The organism is Paenibacillus sp. MAHUQ-63 (genome assembly GCF_028765165.1).
Classification (GTDB): Bacteria; Bacillota; Bacilli; order Paenibacillales; family NBRC-103111; genus Paenibacillus_E.
The window spans coordinates 189,827-214,432 of the sequence record NZ_JARADB010000008.1; the positions used below are offsets into that span (position 1 = coordinate 189,827).

The 24,606-nt window shown below is 55.5% G+C and carries 26 protein-coding genes, 1 rRNA gene and 1 pseudogene; 26 read left to right on the forward strand and 2 right to left on the reverse strand.

Annotation, left to right across the window (positions count from 1 at the left end):
• Window positions 1-171 precede the first annotated feature (171 nt).
• Window positions 172-522 carry a DUF805 domain-containing protein gene (locus PUT07_RS31045; RefSeq protein ID WP_274472689.1) on the forward strand — a complete coding sequence of 117 codons (351 nt, stop codon included), beginning with the start codon at window positions 172-174 and terminating at the stop codon, window positions 520-522.
• Window positions 523-632: 110 nt separating this feature from the next.
• On the opposite strand, the pseudogene PUT07_RS35700 reads toward PUT07_RS31045, so the two are convergent.
• Window positions 633-677: pseudogene (locus tag PUT07_RS35700) on the reverse strand (YHYH domain-containing protein); the annotation flags it as partial.
• 181 nt (window positions 678-858) lie between these two features.
• Here PUT07_RS35700 and phnD point away from each other — a divergent pair.
• The 3 genes from phnD to PUT07_RS31060 all read left to right on the forward strand — a co-directional run bounded on the left by phnD (window position 859) and on the right by PUT07_RS31060 (window position 4,247).
• Window positions 859-2,202, forward strand: a complete 1,344-nt coding sequence (phnD, locus tag PUT07_RS31050) for a phosphate/phosphite/phosphonate ABC transporter substrate-binding protein (protein WP_274472654.1) — start codon at window positions 859-861, stop codon at window positions 2,200-2,202.
• Between the two features lie 167 nt (window positions 2,203-2,369).
• A complete protein-coding gene (locus PUT07_RS31055; protein ID WP_274472655.1) occupies window positions 2,370-3,341 on the forward strand; it encodes an aldo/keto reductase in 972 nt (323 codons plus the stop codon).
• A gap of 33 nt (window positions 3,342-3,374) precedes the next feature.
• The gene (locus PUT07_RS31060) at window positions 3,375-4,247 is read left to right on the forward strand and encodes an NAD-dependent epimerase/dehydratase family protein (protein ID WP_274472656.1); all 873 of its coding nucleotides are present in this window, start codon (window positions 3,375-3,377) and stop codon (window positions 4,245-4,247) included.
• A 352-nt stretch (window positions 4,248-4,599) separates the two neighbouring features.
• Here the strand turns inward: PUT07_RS31060 and PUT07_RS31065 are convergent, their stop codons facing one another.
• On the reverse strand, window positions 4,600-5,577 hold the full coding sequence (locus tag PUT07_RS31065; protein WP_274472657.1) for an aldo/keto reductase: 978 nt from the start codon (window positions 5,575-5,577) through the stop codon (window positions 4,600-4,602).
• 265 nt (window positions 5,578-5,842) lie between these two features.
• On the opposite strand from PUT07_RS31065, the gene PUT07_RS31070 reads away from it, so the two are divergent.
• The 22 genes from PUT07_RS31070 to PUT07_RS31175 form a co-directional block, all read left to right on the forward strand.
• A complete protein-coding gene (locus PUT07_RS31070) occupies window positions 5,843-7,882 on the forward strand; it encodes a hypothetical protein (RefSeq protein ID WP_274472658.1) in 2,040 nt (679 codons plus the stop codon).
• Between the two features lie 181 nt (window positions 7,883-8,063).
• Window positions 8,064-8,207 (forward strand): TerD family protein, encoded by a 144-nt coding sequence (locus PUT07_RS31075; RefSeq protein ID WP_379241058.1) that lies wholly within the window; start codon window positions 8,064-8,066, stop codon window positions 8,205-8,207.
• 216 nt (window positions 8,208-8,423) lie between these two features.
• Window positions 8,424-9,161, forward strand: coding sequence for a TerC family protein (locus PUT07_RS31080; RefSeq protein ID WP_274472659.1), 738 nt, complete (start codon window positions 8,424-8,426; stop codon window positions 9,159-9,161).
• A gap of 553 nt (window positions 9,162-9,714) precedes the next feature.
• Window positions 9,715-10,389 carry an ethanolamine utilization microcompartment protein EutL gene (eutL, locus tag PUT07_RS31085; RefSeq protein WP_274472660.1) on the forward strand — a complete coding sequence of 225 codons (675 nt, stop codon included), beginning with the start codon at window positions 9,715-9,717 and terminating at the stop codon, window positions 10,387-10,389.
• A gap of 19 nt (window positions 10,390-10,408) precedes the next feature.
• Window positions 10,409-10,912 (forward strand): BMC domain-containing protein, encoded by a 504-nt coding sequence (locus PUT07_RS31090; protein ID WP_274472661.1) that lies wholly within the window; start codon window positions 10,409-10,411, stop codon window positions 10,910-10,912.
• The gene (locus PUT07_RS31095) at window positions 10,909-12,441 is read left to right on the forward strand and encodes an acetaldehyde dehydrogenase (acetylating) (protein ID WP_274472662.1); all 1,533 of its coding nucleotides are present in this window, start codon (window positions 10,909-10,911) and stop codon (window positions 12,439-12,441) included. Before PUT07_RS31090 ends, PUT07_RS31095 begins: the two co-directional genes overlap by 4 nt.
• A 31-nt stretch (window positions 12,442-12,472) precedes the next feature.
• A complete protein-coding gene (locus tag PUT07_RS31100; RefSeq protein ID WP_274472663.1) occupies window positions 12,473-12,760 on the forward strand; it encodes a BMC domain-containing protein in 288 nt (95 codons plus the stop codon).
• A 6-nt stretch (window positions 12,761-12,766) separates the two neighbouring features.
• The gene (gene pduL, locus PUT07_RS31105; protein ID WP_274472664.1) at window positions 12,767-13,579 is read left to right on the forward strand and encodes a phosphate propanoyltransferase; all 813 of its coding nucleotides are present in this window, start codon (window positions 12,767-12,769) and stop codon (window positions 13,577-13,579) included.
• Window positions 13,580-14,440, forward strand: a complete 861-nt coding sequence (locus PUT07_RS31110) for a hypothetical protein (RefSeq protein ID WP_274472665.1) — start codon at window positions 13,580-13,582, stop codon at window positions 14,438-14,440. It begins immediately after the preceding gene.
• A gap of 5 nt (window positions 14,441-14,445) precedes the next feature.
• A complete protein-coding gene (locus tag PUT07_RS31115) occupies window positions 14,446-14,748 on the forward strand; it encodes a EutN/CcmL family microcompartment protein (protein ID WP_274472666.1) in 303 nt (100 codons plus the stop codon).
• Complete coding sequence (locus PUT07_RS31120) at window positions 14,730-15,071, forward strand: BMC domain-containing protein (RefSeq protein ID WP_274472667.1); 342 nt, start codon at window positions 14,730-14,732, stop codon at window positions 15,069-15,071. Before PUT07_RS31115 ends, PUT07_RS31120 begins: the two co-directional genes overlap by 19 nt.
• Before the next feature lie 3 nt (window positions 15,072-15,074).
• Window positions 15,075-15,515, forward strand: coding sequence for a EutP/PduV family microcompartment system protein (locus PUT07_RS31125; protein ID WP_274472668.1), 441 nt, complete (start codon window positions 15,075-15,077; stop codon window positions 15,513-15,515).
• A gap of 26 nt (window positions 15,516-15,541) precedes the next feature.
• Entirely contained in the window at window positions 15,542-16,993 is a 1,452-nt protein-coding gene (locus PUT07_RS31130) for a sensor histidine kinase (RefSeq protein WP_274472669.1), read from the forward strand.
• Window positions 16,990-17,601 (forward strand): ANTAR domain-containing response regulator, encoded by a 612-nt coding sequence (locus PUT07_RS31135; RefSeq protein ID WP_274472670.1) that lies wholly within the window; start codon window positions 16,990-16,992, stop codon window positions 17,599-17,601. Before PUT07_RS31130 ends, PUT07_RS31135 begins: the two co-directional genes overlap by 4 nt.
• Window positions 17,594-19,069 (forward strand): ethanolamine ammonia-lyase reactivating factor EutA, encoded by a 1,476-nt coding sequence (locus tag PUT07_RS31140; RefSeq protein ID WP_274472671.1) that lies wholly within the window; start codon window positions 17,594-17,596, stop codon window positions 19,067-19,069. The genes PUT07_RS31135 and PUT07_RS31140 overlap by 8 nt, the downstream gene beginning before the upstream one ends.
• The gene (locus PUT07_RS31145) at window positions 19,066-20,427 is read left to right on the forward strand and encodes an ethanolamine ammonia-lyase subunit EutB (protein WP_274472672.1); all 1,362 of its coding nucleotides are present in this window, start codon (window positions 19,066-19,068) and stop codon (window positions 20,425-20,427) included. The genes PUT07_RS31140 and PUT07_RS31145 overlap by 4 nt, the downstream gene beginning before the upstream one ends.
• A gap of 15 nt (window positions 20,428-20,442) precedes the next feature.
• On the forward strand, window positions 20,443-21,294 hold the full coding sequence (gene eutC, locus PUT07_RS31150; RefSeq protein ID WP_274472673.1) for an ethanolamine ammonia-lyase subunit EutC: 852 nt from the start codon (window positions 20,443-20,445) through the stop codon (window positions 21,292-21,294).
• A 56-nt stretch (window positions 21,295-21,350) separates the two neighbouring features.
• Entirely contained in the window at window positions 21,351-21,479 is a 129-nt protein-coding gene (locus PUT07_RS31155; protein ID WP_274472674.1) for a hypothetical protein, read from the forward strand.
• A 45-nt stretch (window positions 21,480-21,524) separates the two neighbouring features.
• A complete protein-coding gene (locus PUT07_RS31160) occupies window positions 21,525-23,048 on the forward strand; it encodes an amino acid permease (protein ID WP_274472675.1) in 1,524 nt (507 codons plus the stop codon).
• A gap of 86 nt (window positions 23,049-23,134) precedes the next feature.
• Window positions 23,135-23,893 carry a YwmB family TATA-box binding protein gene (locus PUT07_RS31165; RefSeq protein WP_274472676.1) on the forward strand — a complete coding sequence of 253 codons (759 nt, stop codon included), beginning with the start codon at window positions 23,135-23,137 and terminating at the stop codon, window positions 23,891-23,893.
• 52 nt (window positions 23,894-23,945) lie between these two features.
• Complete coding sequence (locus tag PUT07_RS31170; RefSeq protein ID WP_274472677.1) at window positions 23,946-24,155, forward strand: hypothetical protein; 210 nt, start codon at window positions 23,946-23,948, stop codon at window positions 24,153-24,155.
• A gap of 367 nt (window positions 24,156-24,522) precedes the next feature.
• Window positions 24,523-24,606: ribosomal RNA gene (locus PUT07_RS31175) — 16S ribosomal RNA — on the forward strand; the annotation flags it as partial.

The following is a 24,606-nucleotide window of genomic DNA, read 5'->3' on the forward strand; positions in this document are numbered from 1 at the left end:
TGACAAAGGAGATGGCATTTATTGAGTAAATGAGGGAGTAAATGTCGAATTTTATCAAATCTTTAGGAAGAGTTTTGTGAATCTTTATGGACATTCGAGCATATTCTTGTAAAATGTATCTGACAACTGTTTTACATAAAGATTTTGATGAATGTTGAAGGAGGAATAATGATGGATTGGTATTTAAAGGTGTTGAAAAATTACGTAGGGTTTTCAGGAAGAGCACGGCGCAAGGAATATTGGATGTTTGTGCTTTTCAACTTGATTATCTCTATTGGACTTGCAATTATTGAACGCATATTGGATATTAAATCCGTTTTAACCGGTATCTATTCTTTGGCTGTCTTGCTGCCGTCACTAGCCGTTACATTTCGGAGACTCCACGATACGGGGAAAAGCGGTTGGTGGATCTTGATTGGTCTAATCCCTTTTATTGGAAGCATTGTTCTTATCGTATTTAATTGCATGGACAGTGAGCCTAATGAGAACAAATATGGTCCGAACCCGAAGCAGTTTGCGTAAGTAAGTTGTCCGTCAATTAATAAGCTAACCCCATCCTGAAGGGATGGGGTTAGTTGTTTTTTATTTAGAAATATAAAAAGTGTTGTTTGCAAAATTAATCTTGCTGAACAATTATGTCCGCCGTTAGCGTCCGTTCGGCCAGAATGCGCATAAACGGATTTTGCCTAAACTTCAATTCTTCCATCTCCTAAAATCTAGTAGTATTTAACTGTGTGATAGTACCAGATATTTCAAGGGCTTTCAAATTTTATTTTTGTGCCTACTTGCTTCATATCTATATGGTAAAATAAGGGGAAAAGGGAAGTCTAGCTAATCCAAATAACAAGGAGAACAAAAATGAAAACCAAAAAAGCGATGTTACGCATTACCGCCATTGTAATCTTAATTTTCTTTTGTTTGAGTGGTGGGATGGTAGTGGCAGATAATGACCGAGACAATATTGTCGTTATCGTTGATAACCAGAATGTGAGCTTTGAAGAACCGCCCGTTAATAACCAGGGGACTATTATGGTACCTATGCGAGCTATCTTCGAAGCCTTACATGCGAGTGTGACTTGGAGTGATGAAGATCACAAAGTAACCGCCGAGAAGGAAGGCGTAGTGGTTCAACTCATTCCCGGCTCACCATTTGCACTTATCAATGAGAGAGCAATTGTCTTAAGTTCCAGTTCATATGTTTCAAATGGCAGCACGATGGTTCCGATTAGGTTCATAAGTGAATCGCTCGGAGCAAGCGTATCTTGGAGCTCGGCCGACCAAAGTGTTACGATTAAGACGATGACATCAAATGTAAATACAGGACATCACGCCATGGGCACTCTGCCACAGAATAACACACCAGCATCAGCTACATTTGTGCCCGACGGATTAACGATTCAGTTCGTACCGTCCCAAAACGCAGAAACTTTGGAGGCCAAAGCAAAATCACTCGAGAAACTACTTGGTGATCGATTAGGGATTCCCGTTAAAATGACCGTTTCCAACAGTTATCCCAATGTTATTCAGGCAATGGCTACCAAGAAAGTAGACATTAGTTTTCTGCCGCCATCCCAATATGTTTATGCGCATGATAATCTTAAGGTGGCCGATGTACTTATGCAAGCATTGCGCTATGGTGTGGATCCGTTCACGGGTAAGCCGACTCAGAAGCTCGTTGACTTTTACCAATCTATGATCGTTGTTAAAGCGGACTCACCAATTTGGAATATTGAGGATTTAAGGGGCAAGACCATTGGATGGCAGGGTGTGACTTCTGCTGCAGGCTACGTTTACCCAGGTTTGGTGCTAAGGAATAGCGGAATAAATCCAGTGAAAGATGTTGAGGGGAAAATGTTTCAAGGTCACGATAGAGCTATTGTTGGCTTACTCAAGGGCCAAGTCGATGCTGCTGCAGTATTTCAGGACGTTCGCTCACTCATGCTGCGAGATTTTCCTGATTTAATGAAAGATACCCGTATTCTTGCGTTCTCTGATAAGATCCCTAATGACACTATCGCTGTGCGATCAGATATGGATTCAGAATGGCGGAAGAAAATTCAGGATGCTTTTGTTTCTTTAGGGAATGATCCAGTCGGAAAGAAGACGATTCAGGATGTATTTGCACACCAGGGGTATACACTTTCTGAAGACAATAAGTTTGAAATCGTTCGTGAAGCGCTTAGCTCAATAAGTGAAGATTAACCGGATTACTAGAATCGGATCTTCTCCCTCACTACAGTGGGGGATTTTTTTATTTCCTTACTTACCGCAACGTAACTAACTGACATCTTTTTCAGTTCTTATGTAGTTTTTCCTTTGCTTGTATAATAGCAATGAAAGCAAATCCGTGCATGAATGGAGGGCTCACAATGAACTATAGAACTCTTGGCAGAACAGGGTTACAGATATCGGAAATCGGTTACGGAGCATGGGGGATTGGCAAAACGTCCTGGATCGGGGCGTCCGACGATGAGTCGATCGCTGCACTGAACCGTTCCATCGAGTTGGGACTGAACTTCATTGATACGGCTTTGGGTTACGGGGACGGCCATAGCGAGAGGCTGGTTGGACAAGTGGTGAAAGCTCACAGTCAACCGATCTACGTGGCGACCAAAATCCCGCCGAAGAACAGACAATGGCCCGCCCGGGACGGAGTGCCGGTGGAAGAGGCGTTTACAGCGGAGCATGTCATAGCTAGTACGGAGCAAAGCCTGCGCAACCTCGGTCTGGACACGATCGATGTGCAGCAGTTCCACGTCTGGTCCGACGAATGGGTGGGACAGGGCGATTGGCTGGAAGGTGTCCGCAAGCTGAAGGAACAAGGCAAAATCCGCCATTTCGGCATTTCGATCAACGATCATCAACCGAACAATGCCCTGAAGCTGATTGAAACGGGGCTGATCGATACGGTGCAGGTGATCTATAACATTTTCGAGCAAAGTCCGGAGGATCAGCTGCTTCCTGCCTGTACGGCACACAATGTCGGCGTCATCGTCAGGGTTGCGCTGGATGAAGGCGGCTTAACGGGACGCATTACACCGGATACGACTTTCAGCGAAGGTGACTTCCGCAACGGTTATTTCCGGGGTGACCGCAAACAGCAGGTCTATGATCGCGTACAGCAGATCGCATCCGATCTGGAAGCATCCGTGGAACAAATGCCGGAAATCGCTCTGCGGTATGTGCTGAGCCATCCTGCTGTGTCGACCGTTATTCCGGGCATGCGCTCGGTCCGCAATGTGGAAGCGAATATGCGGGTTGGCGACGGGCAAGGGCTGACTAAGGAACAGCTGGAGAAGCTGAAGCCGCATCGTTGGATTCGGGATTTCTATAGAGGTTAGAGGCAGAGACAGCTAAGGGAGGATTATAGATCAATGGATAAAAAGCGAATCATTATCACTGGCGGCAGCGGGAAAGCGGGTCAGTGGATTCTGAAGCATTTTGTGGATCATGGCTACGATGTCATTAATCTGGACGTGAAAGCACCGGCGGAACCGATCTGCCGGACGATTATTACGGATCTTAACGATTTGGGACAAGTTATCAACGCGCTGTCGCCATATAGCACAGGGAATCGGAAAGAGGTGGCGGGGATTGTGCATTTTGCCGCGATTCCTCAGGCCTACACGCATACGAACGATGTGTGCTTCCGCAATAATGTGATGAGCACCTACAATGTGCTGGAGGCTGCAGCGAACTTGGGCATCGGGAAAGTCGTTATTGCTTCGAGTGAGTCGTCTTACGGGATTTGTTTTGCCAGCGAGTTTTTCGAGCCGCAGTATCTTCCGATCGATGAGGATCATCCGCAGCTGCCGGAGGACAGCTATGGCTTGTCCAAAGTTGTGAACGAAGTGACGGCACAGGCATTCAACCGGCGCACCGGCATGCAGGTGGTGAGCTTCCGCCTGGGCAATATTCTTGTGCCGGAGAGCTATGCACAGATCAAGGCCAATTTCGACGATACGGACGCTCGTCTGCGCATTCTGTGGTCTTACATTGATGCGAGGGACGTTGCCTCCGCTTGCCACAAGGCGATTGAAGCGGACGGGCTTGGCGCAGAGGCGCTCATTATTGCGGCGGACGACAGCTCGTCGAACCGGATGACTCGAGAGCTCGTGGAGAAATACCTGCCCGGCGTCCAAGATATTCGCTCCCCGCTGGAGGGAAGAACGTCGCTGATTTCCAATGCGAAGGCGAAACGATTGCTGGGCTGGGAGCCTCAATATAAATTGATGGAGCAGGCATGAAAAAAGGCGGCTGATCCTTTAGGGGATGAGCCGCTTTTTTACTGCGATTCGTCACTGCTGCCCGAGGAAGGGGCTAATGCCGGGTCTCGCTAACGGACACAGCAGCCCTTATTCGTTGAAAAAGGGCCCTTTTAAATATATAACGGACACCAGCGCATCTATTTGCTCATTTTGAGTGGATTTTGCTCCGAAATGGGCTAAATAGGGTCTGCTGTGTCCGTTAGAATCGAAGCACAGAGTGCATTGCGCATATAACGGCTGCTGTGTCCGTTAGGTTGTCGGGGCGAACACTCTCCCAGAAGAAAAGGCCATCCCTCAGGTCCTATCTGGACCTTGGGGACAGCCTTTTTCATTACCAGGCGTATGCTTCCGGCGCCGGTTTGCCAGGGCCTGGGAAGATTTCGTCCAGCTTCTTGAGCACATCCTCGCTCAGGGTTACTTCCGGTACGCGCAGCGAATCCTGAAGCTGCTCGAACGTACGCGGTCCGATAATCGGCGCAGTAACCGCGGAATGCGAGAGGACCCAAGCCAAGGCGACGACGTCTTCCGGCTCGCCGATCTCTTTGCACAGCGCCGAGAACTGCTCGAGTTGAGGGCGGTGCTTCGCGACCCGCTCGGCCGAGCGTGCGCTGCGTGCGCCTGTACCGGTCAAGGCATTGCGGCCGAGCAATCCGCCCGCGAGAGGGCTCCACGGGATAACGCCGAGGCCCAGCTTCTCGGAAGCAGGGAGGACCTCCAGCTCAGGAAGTCTGTCCAGCAGGCTGTATTTATGCTGCTCCGATACTAAGCCTAAGAAATGGCGGGCCTTGGCCTCTGCTTGCGCGACCGCAATATGCCATCCGGCGAAGTTGGAGGAGCCGATATAGTCGACGGTCCCTTGGTTGACCGCGGATTCGAAGACGCCCCACAGCTCTTCCCAAGTGACATTGCGGTCAATATGATGCATTTGATATAGCTCTATGTGGTCTGTCTGCAATCTTCTGAGCGAGCCTTCCAGATGACGTCTGATTTTGTAAGCGGATAATCCCCGCTCGGCATTAGGTCCATCATGGGGATCGTTCATGTCCCCGTAGGCTTTGGTAGCCAGGATGACTTTCTCTCTGCGGCCTCCGCCTTGTTTGAACCAGCGTCCGATGATCTCTTCCGTCCATCCTCTTCTCTCAACACCGCCATACACGTTAGCCGTATCGAAGAAATTAATTCCAGCATCCAGGGCGGCATCCATAATACGAAAAGCTTCTTTCTCCTCAGTTTCCGGTCCGAAGTTCATCGTTCCCAAACATAACTGACTGACCTTCAAGCCCGATTTGCCTAAGTATGAGTATTTCATGGTTCATCCTCCCACATTCCTCTTAAATTTAGTAGAACCTAATGCTGTGAAGAGTAGTTCGTGATGACAGTTATATTTTATCGAAGTTTCCAATCCATTGTAAGTAGTGAAAATGCTTTTAGTATGTGTGCCGAATGTTACTAGCTAACGTTGAGGTTATTAACTAACCGGGGAGGCGCGGACAATTTTTCCGATCATGAAGTGAGGTTACCTTAAATACAATAGGACATGACATATGAAAAGATATGGCGATAGGAGGTCAACTATGCGTGCAAAAGAGCAGCGCCCGCGCGTTTTCCCCGACTGGTGCGATACGGGCGGCAAGACGGGCGATGGGGACGCCTTACGGCATGTGTTGGACGAGGATGGCGGCATCGTGTGGGACATCTCGCAGGATAAGCGTCTTCCTCATTACGATCATATAGAGATGAGCGGGTTTCAGGTTTCGGTCATCGTCAGTTATGGTGTGGGCGACGGTGGTGAGCTGAAGCTGAACCGGCATGCGGTTTTTCCGGGTTTGCGCACCATTCCTAATGATACGAGGGGGAGCTTATCGCACAATTTCGGCTTGGAGGCTTCAGCCGTCATAAAGGTCGACGGGCAGCCGGTTGAGAGCGAGTATCCGCGTCTGATTAGAATTCGGGGATTTCTCGAAATTACGAGTATAACCAAGCAGGGCCTCGAAATCGTGCGTAAACTGATGCCGGCCGTAGACGAGGCGGCGGTGATCGAGAAAGTGACGATACGCAACTGTGCGGCCAAAATTTTGGAGGTCGAAGTGAACGCGCCGGCGTACCTGCATGTGACAGATCCGGCGGCGGGCGTGGCAGGCTCGTACGAGCTTAGAGCGAATTTGGCCAACTCGGACAGCGAGTATGTGTCCAATAACGCCTGCTATAATTATCGGAGTATGGAACCGGGAGAGAGCCACACGTATTACTGCCTATTTAGTGCGGCCCCGCTGAACCGGGTTCTTGTTGTGAATGCGCATGCGGAAGAGCGGAAGCGGCTCGATTTGGTGGAGCAATGGTTCGGCGCCCTTCGGCTGGAAACGCCGGATCGTACATTGAACGCTGCATTCAACTACGCGAAACTGCGCGGCAGCGAAAGTATTTTCCTAACCCGTAACGGCTTGATGCATGGACCCGGCGGTGGTGACTATTATGCGGCATTATGGACCAATGACCAGTGCGAGTATATCAATCCGTTCTTTCCTTTTCTAGGGTATGAGGCAGGGATCGAACAAAGCATTAACGGCTACTCCTTGTATATGAACCACATGGGCCCGTTATTCAGCAAGCCGCTGGTTTCCAGCCTCATCGCCGAAGGGACCGATTATTGGAACGGAGCAGGCGATCGCGGGGATGCGGCGATGTATGCTTATGGGGCGGCCAGGTTTTGTATGGCGAATGGCGATCCGCAAGTTGCAGAGAAGCTGTGGCCGGGCATCGTCTGGTCGCTTGAATATTGTAGACGGCAGAAGAACGAGCACGGCGTGATCCGCAGCGATTCGGATGAGTTGGAGAACCGTTTTCCTTCCGGGGAGGCGAACCTGTTTACCTCTTGCTTGGTGTATGACGCTTTGCGCAGCACGGCCATGCTCGCCAAGGCAATGGGGAAACATACGTTGACGGTTGAGAAATACTACTTGGAGGAAGCGGCTGAGCTTCGGGGAGCGATTGAGAGGTATTTTGCAGCGGATGTCGAGGGTTATGCAACCTATCGCTATTATGAGGGCAACGATATTCTGCGGTCATGGATCTGCGTGCCTTTGGTGATGGGCTTGTTCGAGCGGAAGGAGGGGACCTTGCAGGCACTCTTCTCGCCCAGGTTGTGGACGGAGAACGGGCTATGTACCCAAGCGGGCGATACGACGTTCTGGGACCGGGCGACGCTGTATGCGCTTCGCGGTGTTTTTGCTGCGGGAGAGCCGGACTTGGCTTTGCAGCATTTGACCGCTATCACACGCCAACGGCTGCTCGGGGAGCATGTGCCTTATTTCGTAGAGGCGTACCCGGAGGGGAATCAGCGCCAGCTGTCGGCGGAGAGCGGGCTCTTCGCCCGCGTCTTTACGGAGGGCCTGTTCGGCATCAGGCCGACAGGCTTCCGGAGCTTCACGTGCAACCCGCAGCTGCCCTCGAGCTGGCAGGAGGCTGCTTTGCGGGACGTGAGGGCGTTCGGAACGGCCTTCGATCTGGAGGTTAGCCGGACGGGGACGGGGAAACGGTTGCGGGTGTATGTGCAAGGGGAGCTTGTTTGCGACCAACAGGCGGGGCTGCGGGATGAGTTCCGGGTGGAACTGTAGGGAGGGATTAGAGCGTTAAAAAGAGTTAGGGTGACCGGAGGGTCACCTTTTTTGTATCCGGCAGGTTTCTTCCCCTCCTGATAATGGATTCACTGATTTTAGCGGGAAATGTATATGAAATTTCGAATAGAATCTGTCGGCTCGTCAAGTCTGGCTTGACTAACCGGCTGCCGGCAACAAAATCGGAAAGCAATTCTCGGTCGAAACCACCATTGTCGTCAGAGAATTATACAGATATAATGGCGAGTGGAAGTTTAACGTGGCAGCTGCAGGTTTCTCCGGCGGCTCGGAGCACTGTTTGGCAATTCCGGTGTGGATGCGGTGAGGGGATCAGCACCGTCGCCGCCACCTAACGCTCAATCCCATTATCATGAAAATGGACGAGCATAGCAGCCGGTTTCCGATGTGTGCGGTCGCCATGTTCGGAACGGTGACAATATGATTCCGGGCACCGGGAGCTCGATAAGCCTATAACCGGGGACTACGTTGGGTGGCAGGCAGCAAATCATTGATGGACGAATGAAAGGAGATCGGCAAAGCAATGTTGGATTTTTTGGCTAGCTTTATTCAAAATTTTACGAATTTCTTCAGTTGGGATGTTCTGAAAACGACCATTACCGACCCAGTCAGCTGGGGGATCATCGGCACCTTGGTTGTGCTGGAAGGACTATTGTCTGCGGACAACGCGCTCGTGCTGGCGGTGATGGTGAGGCATCTGCCGAAAGAGCAGCAGAAGAAAGCTCTCTTTTATGGGCTGATTGGGGCTTATGTGTTCCGCTTTCTGGCGATTGGCGTGGGGACGTTCCTGGTCCAAATTACGTGGATCAAAGTTCTCGGCGGCCTGTACTTGCTATGGATCGCTATCAGCAACCTCTTTCTTAAGAAAGAAGAGGAAGATGAGCAGGTCGAGGGCAAAGCTTTCTCGTTCTGGAGAACGGTGCTGGCTGTTGAGTTGATGGATATTGCCTTCAGCGTGGACAGCGTCCTGGCTGCGTTCGGGGTGAGCGACAAGGTATGGGTCTTATTCCTAGGAGGTATATTGGGCGTACTGATGATGCGTGGAGTGGCGCAAGTATTCCTGCGGCTGATCGAGAAGTTCCCGGAGCTGGAGAAGGCCGCTTTCGTTTTGATCATTATTATTGGACTCAAAATGATTCTTGGCGCATTTGGCGTGCACATCTCGCATGCGGTCTTCTTCTCGCTGCTGATCGCAGTGTTCGTAGGCACGATGATCATCAGTGCGGTGCGAAGAAAAGGCCAGACGGACGTAGGGGCTTAATAATTACATAAGGGAGGGAGGCTGCGCGCCTCTCTGGGTTATGGGCGAGCGAACGGGCTTGCCCCTTATTTTTTTGGGGGCGGATCATGGCCGAGCAACGATCAAGGATCGATCCGTAGGGCTGCGTGCCGGCATACGTTCTGGCGAATGCAGCGACGTGCCTTATAGCCTCGCTAACGGACAGAGAAGCCTCTATTCGAAGAAAAATGGGCTCATCGATTATCTAACGGACACCCGTGCAGTTAATCGCTCTAGTTGAACCTGATTTCCCTACGAAATCAGCAAATAAGGACGCTGGTGTCCGTTAGCGGCACATCGTGATGCTTTTTGCCAGATTAACGGCCGCTGAGTCCGTTAGATTTGTCTGAGGAGCACCGCCCCCTTTGAACAAGCTGCTGCCGGCCGTATAAGGAGGCATATCCACCCTTCGCACAGCATATCCATTAACAAAAGCATACAACAGGCAAAGGTGCCTCAGGTCTTAGAACGTCGAGCCGTTCTCCGTACCGGGGCGCTTTTTTGCTATCAGCATCGAGGCGATGAGGTGAGGGATGTGAGCCATGTGAACCACAATCAAAAACCGATACGCGCCGTACCGCTCGCCGTCCGCATCATCCCGAACGCCGACGCCGGACTGGCGCAGCAGCTGTCGTTAAGGCCGGGCATCCGCAGCCTCGGTCTCCTAACCTCAACCATCGACGATGTCGGCTACACGGCAATCGACGAAGCGACGAAGAAGGCGGCCGTCGAAGTGGTGTATGCCCGCTCGTTCTACGCGGGAGCGGGTCATGCGTCCGGTCCGCTGTCCGGCGAGTTCATCGGCATCATCGGCGGCGCATCGCCGGACGAGGTGCGCAGCGGGCTGGACGCCGCCATCCAAGTGATGGAGACCGGCGCCTGCTTCTACGCCCTTAATGAGGAGGGCTCGCACGCGTACTATGCGCATGTGGTCTCCCGAACAGGCGCGTACCTCTCCAAGGAAGCGGACATTGCCGAGGGCGAGCCGCTGGCCTACTTGATCGCGCCGCCACTGGAGGCGGTGTACGGTCTCGATGCGGCACTCAAAGCTGCGGATGTGCGCATGTGCAAATTCTTCGGTCCGCCGACAGAGACGAATTTCGCGGGAGGCTTGCTGACGGGCAGCCAGTCGGCGTGCACGGCGGCGGCGGAGGCGTTCGCGGATGCCGTGCGGGGCATCGCGCGCGACCCGAAGCGAATAGGCTATTAGAAGGCAGGTGCTTGGCATAATGGATCAACAGCGGATGTCCTTAGGCATGATTGAAACGCATGGCTTACCGGCTCTGATTGCGGCGGCGGATGCCGCAGCGAAAACGGCGGATGTCAAGGTGGCGGCATACGAGAAGGCGGACGCCGGCATTGTCACGGTTTATATATGGGGCGACGTGGCTGCGGTCAAGGCGGCTGTCGATGCCGGAGCGGCGGAGGCGGCGAGGGTAGGCAGGCTGCTCGGTACGCAGGTCATCCCGCGCCCGGACCCCTCCGTCTATACGATGCTGCAGGGAGCGGAGGCGGTCTCCCAAGCGCCGGCACCGAAACCAGCGCCGACCGCAGCGAAGCAGGAGCTGCCCGCAGCGCGTTGGAGCAAAATGAGCGTAGCCCAGCTTCGCGAGCTGGCTCACAGCACGCCGAAGTTCCCGCTCACGGGGCGTGATCTCCAGCTGGTCAGCAAAGCGGAGCTGATCCGGCTCTTCACGGAGCTGGAGGGTGAAGGAGGCGAGCCGGCGACATGAAGCTGGACAGCGATTTGCAGGCGATCCAGGAGGTGCGCAATTGCTTGCAGGAGGCGAGAGCAGCGCAGAAGCTCCTGGAAACCATGTCCCAGCCGCAGATAGACGCCATCGTGGCGGCTATGGCCCATGCGGCTGAACAAGAGGCGGAGCGGCTGGGCGCGCTGGCCGTGCAGGAGACGGGCTTCGGGAAGGCAGCCGACAAGAAGGCGAAAAATTTGTTCGTCGCGAAGGAGGTCTACTCCGCGATGAAGGACATGCAAACGGTCGGCATTATCCGCAAGGATGAAGCCAGACAGGTATGGGACATCGCGCAGCCCGTAGGTACCATAGCGGCGATCATCCCATCGACGAACCCGACCTCGACGGTTCTATTCAAATGCATGATCGCGCTGAAGGCGCGCAACGCGATCGTCATCTCCCCGCACCCGTCGGCGCTTCGCTGCTCACAGGAGTCGGCGGCCGTCATGCGGGCTGCGGCCGAGAGCGCGGGCGCTCCGCCGGGGCTCATTCACTGCCTCTCGCAGCCGACCCTGGAGGCGAGCGGGGAGCTGATGCGGCACAAGCTGACGGATCTCATCCTGGCTACGGGCGGAACGGCCATGGTGAAGGCCGCCTACAGCTCCGGCAAACCCGCATATGGGGTAGGCCCCGGCAATGTACCGGTGTATATTCACCGGAGCGCGCAGATCGAGCGGGCGGTACGCCTCATTCTGCAGAGCAAAACGTTCGACTACGGTACGATCTGTGCCTCCGAACAGGCTTTGGTTGTCGATGAATCGGTCAAACCGGCGCTCATCGAACAATTGCAGCGGCAAGGCGCTTACTTCCTGAACGTACAGGAGAAAGCCAACGTAGCGGCGATCCTCACCGTGGGGAAAGGCATGAACCCGCGGATCGTCGGCCGGTCGCCGCAAGTCATCGCAGCTGAGGCCGGCATCACCATCCCGGAGGAGACGCAGGTGTTGATTGCCGAGGAGTCTCACGTCGGTCCCGAACATCCGTTCTCCATGGAGAAACTTAGCCCCGTCCTTGCCTTATATACAGTCAGCGGCTGGCAGGAAGGGTGCCAGAGGTGCATCGAGCTGCTTACCCTTGGCGGTCTGGGCCATACGCTCGGCATCCACGCGGAAGAAGCGTCCGTGATCGAAGCGTTCGGGCTTGAGAAGCCGGCATCTCGAATTGTCGTTAACACAGGAACGACGTTCGGCGGCATAGGCGCGACAACGGGGATCTTTCCCTCGATGACGCTGGGCTGCGGAACCGCAGGCAACAACATCACCTCGGACAATATCGGGCCGCAGCATTTGCTGAACATCAAACGTGTGGCTTTCGGCATCAAGGAGATGCCCGTCGCCGAACCGGTTCGAGAGACTCCGATTCCCCGTCCCGGATCCGGTTCCGGCTCCGATGCCGAGCCATTCGCCCGGCAAATGGCGGAAAGTTTGGCAAGTGCCCATCCGCTTGGCATTACACGCGAGGAAGTTGCGCAAATCGTGAGGAACGTGCTTGCCGAGATGCAGCGGAAATAAAATATCGCAATTATCAAAGGAGGAGATCGCAATGGCAGGTGAATTGGCCGCTTTAGGTATGGTGGAGACGAAGGGCTTGGTAGGTTCGATCGAAGCGGCGGACGCGATGGTGAAGGCGGCGAATGTGAGGCTGGTCGGCAAAGTTCATGTCGGCGGCGGGCTAGTAACCGTAATGGTCAGAGGCGACGTCGGTGCGGTCAAAGCCGCTACGGATGCCGGGGCTGCCGCAGCGGAGAAGGTGGGCGAGCTCGTTTCCGTGCACGTGATTCCGCGTCCGCATTCGGACATCGAGTTCATCCTTCCGAAGCTCGAAGGGTAGCAGCCGATGGCGCTCATTACGGAAACGTACCTCCGAACGCAGTTGATCCGGGGGCTGCCGAATCCGTTTCCCATCACGGATCGGGATATGCTCACCCCTGCAGCCGCCGATTTCTTGAAGGAGCGGGGAATCGTCTTGCAGCGCGCGGCCTCAAGCCCGACCGCCAATCCGTGCTCAGCGGCGGAGCCTGTGCTCATCCCGGTCGGCGTCTCCAACCGGCACGCCCACCTCTCGCCCGGCGACGTCGAGGCGCTGTTCGGCAAGGGCCGCAGACTGACGCCGCTGCGCGAGCTGTCGCAGAAGGGGCAGTTCGCCGCCAGCGAAACGGTGACGCTTCAGGGGCCGAAGGGCTGCATCGCGAACGTACGCATCCTGGGCCCTTCGCGCGGTGCGACGCAAGTGGAAATTTCGCGCACGGACGGCTTCGAGCTCGGCGTTCACCCGCCGTTGCGGCTTTCGGGCGATCTTGCGGGCACGCCGGGGATTACGCTCATAGGGCCGAGCGGCTCGGTCGTCGTTCCCCAAGGCTTAATCGTCGCCCGCAATCATGTCCATGCCTCTCCGGAGGATGCACAGCGCCTTGGACTACAGCATGGGGAGCCCATTATGCTGCAGGCTGCGGGTGAGCGGCCGGTTATTTTCGGGCATGTGACGGTACGGGTGAGCCCGCAGTTTTCGTTGGATTTCCACATCGACCGGGATGAAGCGAATGCCGCCATGCTCGGCACGGGCGATATGGTTCGTTTGATCCGCAGGAGCGATAACGAAAACGATGACGAGAACGATGCCGGCACACATGCCGAGAGGAGGCGGCGCTAGGTGGAAATCAAACAGATGGTCGAAGCGATCGTTCGCGAGCTTGTGAAGCAGGAGCTGCCCAGGCCGAAGGTGCTCTACCTCTTTTACGACAGCACGGCGCATGAGGCGTTTACGGATCATTTTATCACCTTAAATATTCACGGCATTGACCATGACCGCTTGTTCCTGGACGGCGAAGCCTCCTGCTGGCTGGGCAAGCACCGGATCGAGTGCGGCGGGCGGGGCCGAACGATTGCCGCCGATGAGTTCGCGCCATCCCCGCTCGAAGTGCCGATGGAATATGAGGGTATCGTCATTCCGGAGATTGATCTGGACAATGCGGCCAGAGCGGCGCTCGGACTGAAAGGGACGATGATTTCGGAGATTATTTTCTCCGCGCTTGTCCAGCAGAAATTCGTCCTCATCGGCGAGGACATATCAGGGCTGAAGAGGGCTGACCGGCGCACGCTGCAAACATTGACGCTGCCTAAGCCTTACCGCAATCTGTTGGATTATTACATGATGGAGCTGCAAATGTACGGCGTCGAATTCGCGCCCGTGAAGCTGCTCGCCGAAAGAGCGGCAAGCAAGCTCGGCAAACCCCCGGCCCTGGCGCCCGAAGCGCCTGCATCCGAAATGTCTGGACCCGAAGCTTCTGGACCCAATGCGCCGGAAGCATCCGAACCCCATGTAACGTCAGCCCCCGCAACCGCCCCCCTCATCTGCGAAGGGAGATTGGTCTCGGCGGATTGGCTCGCGCGGGAGCTCGCGGCACGGCCGTTTCGCACGTTAAGAGTCGGCAAGCGGACAATCATTTCTGCGCTGGCGCAAGACATGTTGAAAGAGCGGAACATCGCAGTTGAATTCATAGGGGAAGGGTGAGGTCCATGTTCTATGGCAAAGTCATCGGCAGCGTATGGGCGACGCAGAAGGAAGCCGGTATGGACAACCTGAAGCTGCTCGTCATTCAACCGATGGATTTCAACGGGACCGGGGCCGGTACGCCTGTTGTTGCCGCAGATCGCATTGGGGCGGGGATTGGCGAACGTGTGATCGTATCCAGAGGCAGTCCGGCCCGAACGTTGTTCACGGATAAAATGGTGCCCATCGACGCGATGATCGTAGGTATTGTCGACAGCTTCGAGGTCGCGAAGGAAGCCGAGGAGGAAACATGGAAGAGCAGAAGATGAGAGTCATTCAAGAATATGTGCCGGGCAAGCAGCTGACGCTCGCTCATGTGATCGCCAGCCCCGATCCGTCTCTGTACGCGAAGCTTGGTCTTGAGGGGCGCAGCGCTATCGGCATCCTCACGCTGACGCCGACCGAAACGGCAATCATCGCCGCCGATGTGGCGACCAAAGCGGCCGATGTGGGCATCGGCTATTTGGACCGCTTCACCGGATCGCTCGTGCTCACGGGGGAAGTGGCTGCCGTGGAGATGGCGATTGCGGCCGTGAACGCTTTTTTGCTGGAGAAGCTGAAGTTTGCTACGGCACCTGTCACGAGGTCTTAGCCCATGAAGAAAGTGATGATCATCGGCGGTGTCGGTGCAGGCAAATCCACCCTCATCAAAGCCTTATTCGGGGAGCGGGATCCGGCCTCCAAGACGCAAAGCCTTACATATCGCGATTGGACCATCGATACGCCCGGCGAGTACAGCGAGAACCCGCTGTATTACCGGTCCTTGATGGCCACCTCGCATGAGGCGGCTGTCGTGCTGCTCGTGCAGGACGCCACGCGGGACAGGAGCTTTCTGCCGCCTGGATTCGAACAGGGCTTTCCTATCCGAACGTTGGGGGCGGTGACCAAAATCGATCATCCCTTGGCCGATATCGACCGGGCTATCGCTCTCTTGAGGCAGTCGCTGCCGGAAGGCGAAATCGTGCTGACCTCCGCTGCTGTGAATGAAGGCATTTCGGAGTTGAAACATAAACTTATGCAAATCGTCCGGCGCTGAACTTAATGAATGAAGAGGGATTCCCCATGGCCTCCATTATGGAAATGTGCGCAATGTATACGCGTTTGAGCGAAGAGGATGCTCGAACGATCCAGGAGATGGCGGTTCACCTGCCGCTGATTGCCGATGTCTCCGAATCGGATGTCTTCATTGATTGTCCGCTTCCGGACCCAGGCTCGGCGCTCGTCGTTGCCCAGGCGCACCCTTGCACAGGTTCCTCCTTGTACACCTCCTCCGTCGTCGGGCAGCACGCGTTTGTGCAAAATGAACCTGCCGTCATGTACTGCTTGCTGTCCGGTCAACCGGTCATCGGTTCGCGAGGCATCTCTCAGGAGCAGATTGCGATCCAGCAGAATGTCGTCCCGATCCGCTCCAGAACGGGTCAAGTCATTGGTGCTTTGATCATGGAGCAAGATATTTCTCACAAGCTGGAGCAGGAGAAGAATGTGACCCGGCTCATGGCAACGACTGAGGGGCTCAGCGAAACGCTGCTTAACGTAGCGATGTCGCAAGGCAGCATGCAGTCGCTGATGCATGAAGGGATTATCGTCTTCGACGACAGGGAACGGGTCACGTACACGAACCCTCGCGCGCTCGACATGCTGAGGGATATCGGCCACGCCGACGCTGCTGCCGGTTCTCCGGTCGTTCCGCTGTTTTATGGCAAATTGGCGGTGTCCGGCCGTTCGGGTCTCCTTCATCAGGAGCTGCAGATCGGGCAGGTGACCTTTGATTTGAAGGTCATGTCCATTTATAGGGATCAGCGGGAGGTCGGCGGGATTATTTTGCTCCGCGATATTTCGGAATTGAAGGAGAAGGAGAAGCAGCTCGTCATCCAGTCGGCGGTCATCAAAGAAATTCATCATCGGGTCAAAAATAATTTGCAAACCGTCTCCAGCCTGCTCCGGCTGCAGATGCGCAGAACGAAGCACGAAGAGGTGGAGCGGGTGTACCGCGACAGCATCAACCGGATTAATTCGATTGCCGTCATTCATGAAATGCTGGCTTTCGACGGCTTGGCAACGATTCAGTTCAGCGAGGTGGTCGACCGGATTATCAAAAACATCATTTCCTCCTCGTCCAAACCGGAGCAAACGATCGTCCCGGTTATTACCGGAGATGAACTGGTTCTGCAATCCGATGTAGCGACGACGCTTGCGCTCGTGGTGAACGAGCTGGTCCAGAACTGCGTGCTGCATGCCTTCGGGGAGCGGCGCGCCGGACATATCGAAGTTTCGCTGCAGCGGCAGGATACGTTCATTCGTGTCCGGGTGACGGATGACGGCGTCGGCTTCCGTCCGGAGATGGGGGGAGGAGCGGGCAAAGCCAAAGGCCACCTCGGTTTGAAAATCACGGAAACCCTCATCGCAGAAAATCTCGGCGGCGTCCTTGACATCATGACGGATGAGCGAGGGACCGACGTGCAGCTGACGTTTCCGGCAGCGCGCCAGCGGGAGAAGGAGGAGGAAGCGCCATGAGAAACGCCATCGTGGTCGTCGATGACGACCCGATCATCCGTATGGATATTCGCGAAATGCTTGAGGAGGGCGGATATTTCGTTGCAGGCGAAGCCAAGAACGGCGAGGAAGCCATTGAATTGATTGCCCGTGTGAAGCCGGATCTGGCCATTATGGATATCAAAATGCCGGTTATGAACGGGATTAAGGCGTCGAACATCATCCGCAAGCTGCAAGCGGACACCTCGGTACTGCTTCTGACGGCGTACAGTCAGAGAGAGCTGGTGAAGGAGGCCCGTGAGGCGGGAGTGGCCGCTTTCCTCGTGAAGCCGGTGTCGGAGGAGGATCTGCTGCCGGCGGTCGAGATCGCTTTGAGCCAGAAGGAGAAGATGGACTCGCTGAAGCACGATATCAAGCTGCTGCAGCAATCGATTGAGGAGCGCAAAGTCATCGAGAAAGCGAAAGGCCTCGTTATGCGACAGCTTGGCGTCCATGAGGAGGAGGCTTATGCCCGTATGCGCGATGCAAGCATGGCGGCACGAATTCCTCTTGCGAGGCTGGCGGCCGACATCCTGCGGGACGGTGTGAACCTTTTGTCCGGAGCAGCGGGTGAACGGTCGCATGGCTGAACAGTGGATGACGAGTGTCGGTCTGGACATTGGAACGAGTACGACGAAGCTGGTCATCTCCCGGCTGCGAATCGTCCGCGCCTCCGGTGCGCTCAGCTTGCCGCGCTTCGACATTGCGGAGCGGGAGCTGCTCTACGCAAGTCCCGTTTACAGCACACCGCTCATAAGCGGTGACGAAGTCGATGCGGAGCGCATCTGGGGCATCGTGACGGCGGCGTACGAAGAGGCGGGCATTCGGCCGGATGCCGTGAAGTCCGGCGCCGTTATCATTACCGGCGAGACCGCGAACCTCAAGAATGCGGAGCATATTCTTCATCAACTGGCCGAGCGGGCGGGCGATTTCGTCGTCGCGACCGCGGGCAGCGACCTGGAAGGGCTGCTCGCCGGGAAAGGCGCAGGCGCCGAGCGGCGCTCCATGCAGCTGCGCGGCGCTGCCTGCAACATCGACATCGGCGGGGGAACGGCCAACGCGGCGGTTTTCCGGCGCGGCAAGCTCGCAGGCACGGTGACCTTCCGCGTCGGCGGCAGGCTGGTCCGCATCGATGCCGAGGGCACGGTGCGCGAGGTCTCGCCGTCGCTCCGCCCGTGGCTGGCGGCGAGCGGGATCCGGCTTCAGCCCGGCGACAGGCCCGGCCTGCCGCGGCTGAAGGAGCTCGCGCGATCCATGTGCCGGTGCATGATGGATCACTTAAGCGGGCGCAGCCAGCCGGAGGCGCCGCTGCGCGCCCTGCTGCTCGGCGAGCCGTTATTGTCCGTTCCTTCTATAGAAGAATGGACGGTATCGGGAGGCATCGGCGAGCTGCTGGCGGCGATGCCGCCGGAGAGCATGGCGGAGGCGGCGCGGCATGGCGATATCGGCTTGCTGCTGGCGCAAGCCTGGAAGGAGCTCGCCGCCGGATATGCGATCCGCCATGCGGCGGCTGAGCAGACTGTCCGCGCGACCGTCATCGGCGCGGGGATGCAGAGCACGGAGATCAGCGGCGCCACCGTTCATGCCGATGCAGCGCTGCTGCCGGTCCGCAATCTGCCCGTGCTCAAGCTGGAGTTGGATGCGCGGCTGCTGGAGCCGGATGGCGGGCTTGCTCTGGCGCTGGAACGGCTATTGGTAACCGGCGCAAGCTTGTACGCGGGGGAGCGCTCGCTCCCGTTCGCTCTGGCGATGTCGGGGACGGGTCATTTGACGTACGCATCGCTCCAGCGGGCAGCGGAATTGCTTCACGCCAGCTACAGCCGTCATTTTCCAGAGAGTGATGCCATCGTCGTCATCTGTGAAACGGATATCGCCCAAGCGTTCGGCCAATCCTTGGCGAGACGGTGCGGGCAGCGACCGAAGGTGATCTGTATCGATCAAGTCCGTGTGGAGCACGGGGATTACATCGATCTCGGCGAACCTTTATCCGGCATTATGATCCCCGTCGTCGTCAAAACGCTGGCATTCCAGCGAGGAGGGGAGGGCGGACGCCCTTGAACTTGAAAACAACGCTGCTCGGCACAACCTTCCAATTCCGCGATTTGAAGGAAGTGCTGGCCAAAGCGAATGAGGAGAAATCCGGCGACCAGCTTGCCGGCATCGGCGCGCGGGACGCGAAGGAGCGCATCGCCGCCAAGGAGGTGCTCGCCGGGTTGACGCTCGCAGACATCCGTAACCATCCCTTGCTGCCGCCGGAAACCGATGAAGTGTCGCGGGTGATCGAGATGAGCCTGAATGAGCAAATGTACGCCGAGGTGAGGGGCTGGTCAGTGGCCGAGCTGCGCGAATATTTGCTGCGGCAGGAGACGGGGGACGCGGAGATTCGGCGGATTTCCCGAGGTCTGACGAGCGAGATGGTTGCCGCAGCCGCCAAACTGATGACCAATCTGGATCTGGTGCAGGCCGCCTCGAAGATGGAAGTCACGACACATTGCAACATTGCTATCGGCCAGAGGGGCGTGCTTGCCGGACGCGCTCAGCCCAACCATCCGACGGACAGTCTTCCCGGCATCCGGGCGGCCTTGTACGAGGCTTTGAGCTACGGCATCGGCGATGCCGTGATTGGCGTCAATCCGGTCATCGATTCGGCGGACAGCGTGAAGAACATCCTGCAGATGACCAAAGAGGTGATGGCGAAGTGGCAGATCCCGACGCAGAACTGCGTATTGGCTCATATCAAAACGCAAATGCGCGCCATTCGCCAGGGTGCTCCGGCGGATTTGGTGTTCCAGAGCTTGGCGGGAACGGAAGATGGCAATAAGGCGTTCGGCATCGATGTCGCTTTGCTGGACGAAGCCGATGAGCTAATCGCGCGGGAAGGCACCGGCACCGGGCCGAACCTGTGGTATTTCGAGACGGGCCAAGGCTCCGAACTGTCCGCCGAAGCGCATCACGGCATCGACCAGGTCACGCTGGAGTCCCGCTGCTACGGCTTGGCCCGCAGCTATAAGCCGTTCATCGTGAACACGGTCGTCGGCTTCATCGGACCCGAGTACTTGTATGACAGCAAGCAGGTCATTCGGGCCGGTCTGGAGGACCACTTCATGGGGAAGCTGCAAGGGCTGCCCATGGGCGTGGATGTGTGCTATACCAACCATATGAAGGCGGACCAGAACGATATGGACAATTTGGCTGTGCTGCTGTCCGCTGCAGGCGTGAATTATTTGATTGGCGTGGCGATGGCGGATGACTGCATGCTCAATTACCAGTCGACCAGCTATCACGATATCGCCACTCTGCGCGAGCTGATGCGGCTGCGGCCGGCGCCGGCGTTCGAACAGTGGCTGGTGAAGATGGGCCTTATGGAGAACGGCCGGCTAACGCCGCTGGCTGGAGACCCGACCCTTTTTATGTGAAGGAGGCCGCACACAATGAATGATGCTTTCCCCATCGATGCGCTGGTGGATAAGGTCATGGCGGAGCTCGAGAAGAAGCTGTCCGCGTCCCGCCTTCCGCCGACTTCTGCGGAGGATGTTCCGATCCCTGCCGCCGAAGAGCCTGAGTCCCATATCCCGAGTCCCAAATGGGAGGAGGGGATGCATGAGCTGCTCGCCAGCACACCTTCGCGCATTGGCGTATGGCGCTCGGGGACGAGGGCGCTCACCCGCGAGGTGCTGAAGTTCCGCCGCGACCATGCCGCTGCCGTTGATTCCATCTACGGTCAAGTCAGCCAGGCGCTTCTGGATCAATTCGGCTTGTTCACGGTTGAAACACGTTACGGGAGTACGGAGAACTACTTGAAACGCCCGGATATGGGGCGTATCGTCACGGATGAGGGTATGGCCCTCATTCGGCAGAGATGTCTGATGCGTCCGCAAGTGCAAATCATCGTCTCCGATGGATTGAGCGCGAACGCAGTGGACGCCAATCTGAGCGATGTATATCCGGCGCTGATCGACTCGCTGCACGCTTATGAGTTATCCACAGGTACTCCGTTTTTTGTTCGTGGCGGCCGCGTGGCGGTCATGGATCATATCGGCGACATGCTGCAGCCCGAGGTGCTGGTGCTGCTGATCGGCGAGCGGCCTGGGCTCGTTTCCTCCAAATCGCTCAGCGCCTACATTTGTTACAGGCCGCACAGAGGCACGGTAGAGAGCGACCGCTCCGTTATCTCCAACATACACCGCGGGGGGACTTCGCCGTTGGAAGCGGGCGCGCATATCGGCACGCTCGTGAAGAAGATGCTGGAGCAGCAAACCAGCGGCGTCCATCTGGACATTTGACATCGTTCCTGGTCCACGCGTTTGCGATTCCGACTCTGATGAAGGAGGTGGACGATATGGGGCTGGCGATTGGAATCGTGATTGTCGCGATTACATGCTTATTCGCAGGATGGATTGTGCGCATCGCGAACCGCAGCATTCGCGAATTCGACGAAAGCAAGCATGAGAGCTTCTTAGGGAAATGACCTTGTGAGCATTCATCGTTAAGTTACGGATGAGGAGGAGTAAAGATGAGCGTATCTTCCAATCATCACGACAGGGACAAAAGCGATTTGAACAAGTTCGGCTATGCTCAAGAGCTGCTGCGCAGCATGGGCGGGTTCTCCAACTTTGCGATCTCGTTCTCGATCATCTCCATCTTGACCGGGGCCGTTTCCTTATATGGCCACGGGCTTACGTACGGCGGACCGGGTATGATGGGCTTCGGTTGGCCGATCGTCGCCTTCTTCGTCATGTGCGTCGCGGCTGTGATGGCAGAGCTGGCTTCGGCGATTCCGACGGCAGGCGCCTTGTACCACTGGGCCGCGATCCTGCGGAACAAACGCTGGGGCTGGTACACCGCCTGGATCAACCTCATCGGCCAGATTGGCATTGTCGCCGGGATCGATTACTCCGTCGCGCTGTTCGCCGATCCGTTGATCGCGAGCGTATTCGGCTATACGTCGAGCGATACGACCGTGCTGATCTGCTTCACCATCATCTTGCTGACGCATGGCATTCTGAACCACATCGGCATTCGGATCGTTGCCAAGCTGAACGATTTCTCCGCCTGGTATCATATCGCGGTGGTGGCGGTGCTCGTCCTGTCTCTTGCCTTCTTCACCAAAGGCAGCCTGAACCCGGTCGCTTATTTGTTCCAAGTAGGCGAAACGTTTTCGGATAAACCGTATATGCTGGCCTTCCTGATCGGGCTATTGCAAGCCCAGTGGACATTCACCGGTTACGACGCTTCGGCGCATACAATTGAAGAGACGATCGATCCGCGTGTCCGCGCGCCTTGGGGCATTTTCACATCCGTCGCCTATTCGTTCGTCATCGGATTCATCATGCTGGCTTTCGTTACGCTGTCCATCAAGGATGCCGGTGCTGCCGCCAATTCGAGCAACGCATTCATCTACGTCATCTCCGAAGCGCTTGGGGGCACGTTCGGTTCCGTCATCTTGTGGCTGGTCACCGCGGCGATGTGGTTCTGCGGACTCGCATCCATCACCTCTTTCTCCCGCATGATGTATGCTTTCTCCCGGGATCGTGGGATGCCGTTCAGCGCGAAATGGGCGCAGATCTCCAAGAAATATCGAACGCCGGCCCATGCGATCTGGCTCGCCATCATCCTCTCCTTCCTCCTCGCGTTCATCGATTACATCATCAAAACGGTCAATCCGGATGCATCCTACACGACGATTGCGTTCCTGACGGCGGTTAGCGTTGTCGGTCTCTATGTCGCATACGGCATTCCTATCTATCTTAAGCTGCGGGCCAAAGCCGAAGGAAGATTTCAAGAGAAGCATTTAGGGCCTTGGAATCTCGGAAAATACAGCACTTTGATCTCCGTTATCGCGCTGCTCTGGATTATTTTCATCTGTGTAATCATGGTCATTCCTCCGAATCAAATGGCTGGGTATGCCGTCGCGGGAATGCTCGTTCTCCTGATCGTGATGGATTTGGCTTATTACCGAAAGCACTTCCCAGGGCCGCAGGCCGCGCTTAATACGTCTATGGAGGAGATTTTGCGGCGGGAAAAAGAACTGGAATAGACTTAACTCTCGCAGGGTTTAGTATTCGATAGATTTGGGCATCCTTTTACTAGAGTTGGAGATTCTAGTGACGGGGTGCTTTTTATATGCAGAGGAACTGGGTTAAAGCCATTATCGCCTTATCGATTCTTGGGATTATCTTTGGTTGGGTTCGTCACGCGGATGCCCGCGGCGAGCAAGAAGCCCTTCAGCTTCTAAACACCGTTAGACCCTATATGGCAGCTGAGCAGCAAGTCACATTGAAATACACAGGGTACTATGGCGCATGTTCCGGTAAGGTCTCGTCGTTGCTGCCAACAGGCTTGAAACTTTCTCGAGCCTTTGATATAGCGCAGGTTAACGTTTTGGGTGAGTCTAACGGGCATCCGGTTTATAAAGTACAAGCCGGGGTTACCGGTGGAGCTGTGGTATCGTTAACCGTGGCAAGTCCGGAAGGTCAGCACGGCTGCTACGTCGTCTTGCGGCTCGATGCATCTGAGGAAGCCGAACAAGCGGAGTGGCTGAAGTGGCAGGAGGAAGCCGGGGATGCGTTGAAGAGGCTCGGCATTCAAGGCCAGTGGAATGTGATGGTGCAGGGGTATGTGAATGAACAAGAACAGGAACAGGCTAGGCACAATGGTGCGGAAGAACTGGTCTCGCAACTCGCTCGTGATTTCAAGGGCAGCATCGTTGAAGGTTACAGTGATTCCTCCACGATCAGCAGGTCAGTGGCAACGGATGAGTTCCAGACCTCCGTCCAAAGCGGGAACCACAAGGTCAACCTACAGCTTGCCCTGCATCAGGAATCGACGACAGGTCAATGGCGGTTGACTGCAGGTACACCCGTTATAACGATGGAGTATTAAACGGGGCTGGGACTTGAGAATACAATACATAGAAAGCTGAGGAGTGAGGATCATGTCAACCATAATGAAACCGGTGATTCCAGGAATTATTGCAGAGTCGATCGAAAGCTTGCGGCGCGATGGGTGGGCGGATGACGATTTCTTTAACTTTCCCAACTATGATGAGGAACGATCGGAAGCGCGGATCTTGTTCCACTTCTTCCGAAACAATCGCGTTACGTTCGCTGCTGCGATCGTTAACAGCTATACAATTCAAGATTAGATGTGCCATTGCGCCTGCGTTATTAGCAGGTGTTTTTTGTTGCATAAATGGGAAAATAAAACATTTGCATTTGGGATATCGGACATGTTATATTGTCATTCCGGCCGCAAGACATGCAGGACATGTCGGTTGGAAGCAGCTCGAAAAAAGATTTTAAAAAAAGAGTTGCAAAGTAAAAAACGATATGGTATATTACATTTCGCTGCTTCGGAAACGCGGTAGTGAGCGAAAGACATTGATCTTTGAAAACTGAACAACGAGTGAGTAAACTTGAGCGAGCAATCGTTCAAACATGAGATTAATAATCTCGCTAGCAAGTCAATAGAGCTATTCAGCTTTCAATAAATGAGCGAGCAATCGTTCAACTATTATGGAGAGTTTGATCCTGGCTCAGGACGAACGCTGGCGGCGTGCCTAATACATGCAAGTCGAGCGGAGCACTTCGGTGCTT

What these genes read in the sequence shown, in the direction of transcription:
- PUT07_RS31090 (WP_274472661.1), top strand. Translation starts at nt 10,409, where the DNA reads ATGGATCAACAGCGGATGTCCTTAGGCATGATTGAAACGCATGGCTTA.
- PUT07_RS31135 (WP_274472670.1), top strand. Translation starts at nt 16,990, where the DNA reads ATGAGAAACGCCATCGTGGTCGTCGATGACGACCCGATCATCCGTATG.
- PUT07_RS31055 (WP_274472655.1), top strand. Translation starts at nt 2,370, where the DNA reads ATGAACTATAGAACTCTTGGCAGAACAGGGTTACAGATATCGGAAATC.
- PUT07_RS31095 (WP_274472662.1), top strand. Translation starts at nt 10,909, where the DNA reads ATGAAGCTGGACAGCGATTTGCAGGCGATCCAGGAGGTGCGCAATTGC.
- PUT07_RS31065 (WP_274472657.1), bottom strand. Translation starts at nt 5,577, where the DNA reads ATGAAATACTCATACTTAGGCAAATCGGGCTTGAAGGTCAGTCAGTTA.
- PUT07_RS31140 (WP_274472671.1), top strand. Translation starts at nt 17,594, where the DNA reads ATGGCTGAACAGTGGATGACGAGTGTCGGTCTGGACATTGGAACGAGT.
- PUT07_RS31060 (WP_274472656.1), top strand. Translation starts at nt 3,375, where the DNA reads ATGGATAAAAAGCGAATCATTATCACTGGCGGCAGCGGGAAAGCGGGT.
- eutC (WP_274472673.1), top strand. Translation starts at nt 20,443, where the DNA reads ATGAATGATGCTTTCCCCATCGATGCGCTGGTGGATAAGGTCATGGCG.
- PUT07_RS31120 (WP_274472667.1), top strand. Translation starts at nt 14,730, where the DNA reads ATGGAAGAGCAGAAGATGAGAGTCATTCAAGAATATGTGCCGGGCAAG.
- phnD (WP_274472654.1), top strand. Translation starts at nt 859, where the DNA reads ATGAAAACCAAAAAAGCGATGTTACGCATTACCGCCATTGTAATCTTA.
- PUT07_RS31100 (WP_274472663.1), top strand. Translation starts at nt 12,473, where the DNA reads ATGGCAGGTGAATTGGCCGCTTTAGGTATGGTGGAGACGAAGGGCTTG.
- PUT07_RS31045 (WP_274472689.1), top strand. Translation starts at nt 172, where the DNA reads ATGGATTGGTATTTAAAGGTGTTGAAAAATTACGTAGGGTTTTCAGGA.
- PUT07_RS31160 (WP_274472675.1), top strand. Translation starts at nt 21,525, where the DNA reads ATGAGCGTATCTTCCAATCATCACGACAGGGACAAAAGCGATTTGAAC.
- pduL (WP_274472664.1), top strand. Translation starts at nt 12,767, where the DNA reads ATGGCGCTCATTACGGAAACGTACCTCCGAACGCAGTTGATCCGGGGG.
- PUT07_RS31125 (WP_274472668.1), top strand. Translation starts at nt 15,075, where the DNA reads ATGAAGAAAGTGATGATCATCGGCGGTGTCGGTGCAGGCAAATCCACC.
- PUT07_RS31115 (WP_274472666.1), top strand. Translation starts at nt 14,446, where the DNA reads ATGTTCTATGGCAAAGTCATCGGCAGCGTATGGGCGACGCAGAAGGAA.
- PUT07_RS31155 (WP_274472674.1), top strand. Translation starts at nt 21,351, where the DNA reads ATGGGGCTGGCGATTGGAATCGTGATTGTCGCGATTACATGCTTATTC.
- PUT07_RS31130 (WP_274472669.1), top strand. Translation starts at nt 15,542, where the DNA reads ATGGCCTCCATTATGGAAATGTGCGCAATGTATACGCGTTTGAGCGAA.
- PUT07_RS31170 (WP_274472677.1), top strand. Translation starts at nt 23,946, where the DNA reads ATGTCAACCATAATGAAACCGGTGATTCCAGGAATTATTGCAGAGTCG.
- PUT07_RS31070 (WP_274472658.1), top strand. Translation starts at nt 5,843, where the DNA reads ATGCGTGCAAAAGAGCAGCGCCCGCGCGTTTTCCCCGACTGGTGCGAT.
- PUT07_RS31165 (WP_274472676.1), top strand. Translation starts at nt 23,135, where the DNA reads ATGCAGAGGAACTGGGTTAAAGCCATTATCGCCTTATCGATTCTTGGG.
- PUT07_RS31080 (WP_274472659.1), top strand. Translation starts at nt 8,424, where the DNA reads ATGTTGGATTTTTTGGCTAGCTTTATTCAAAATTTTACGAATTTCTTC.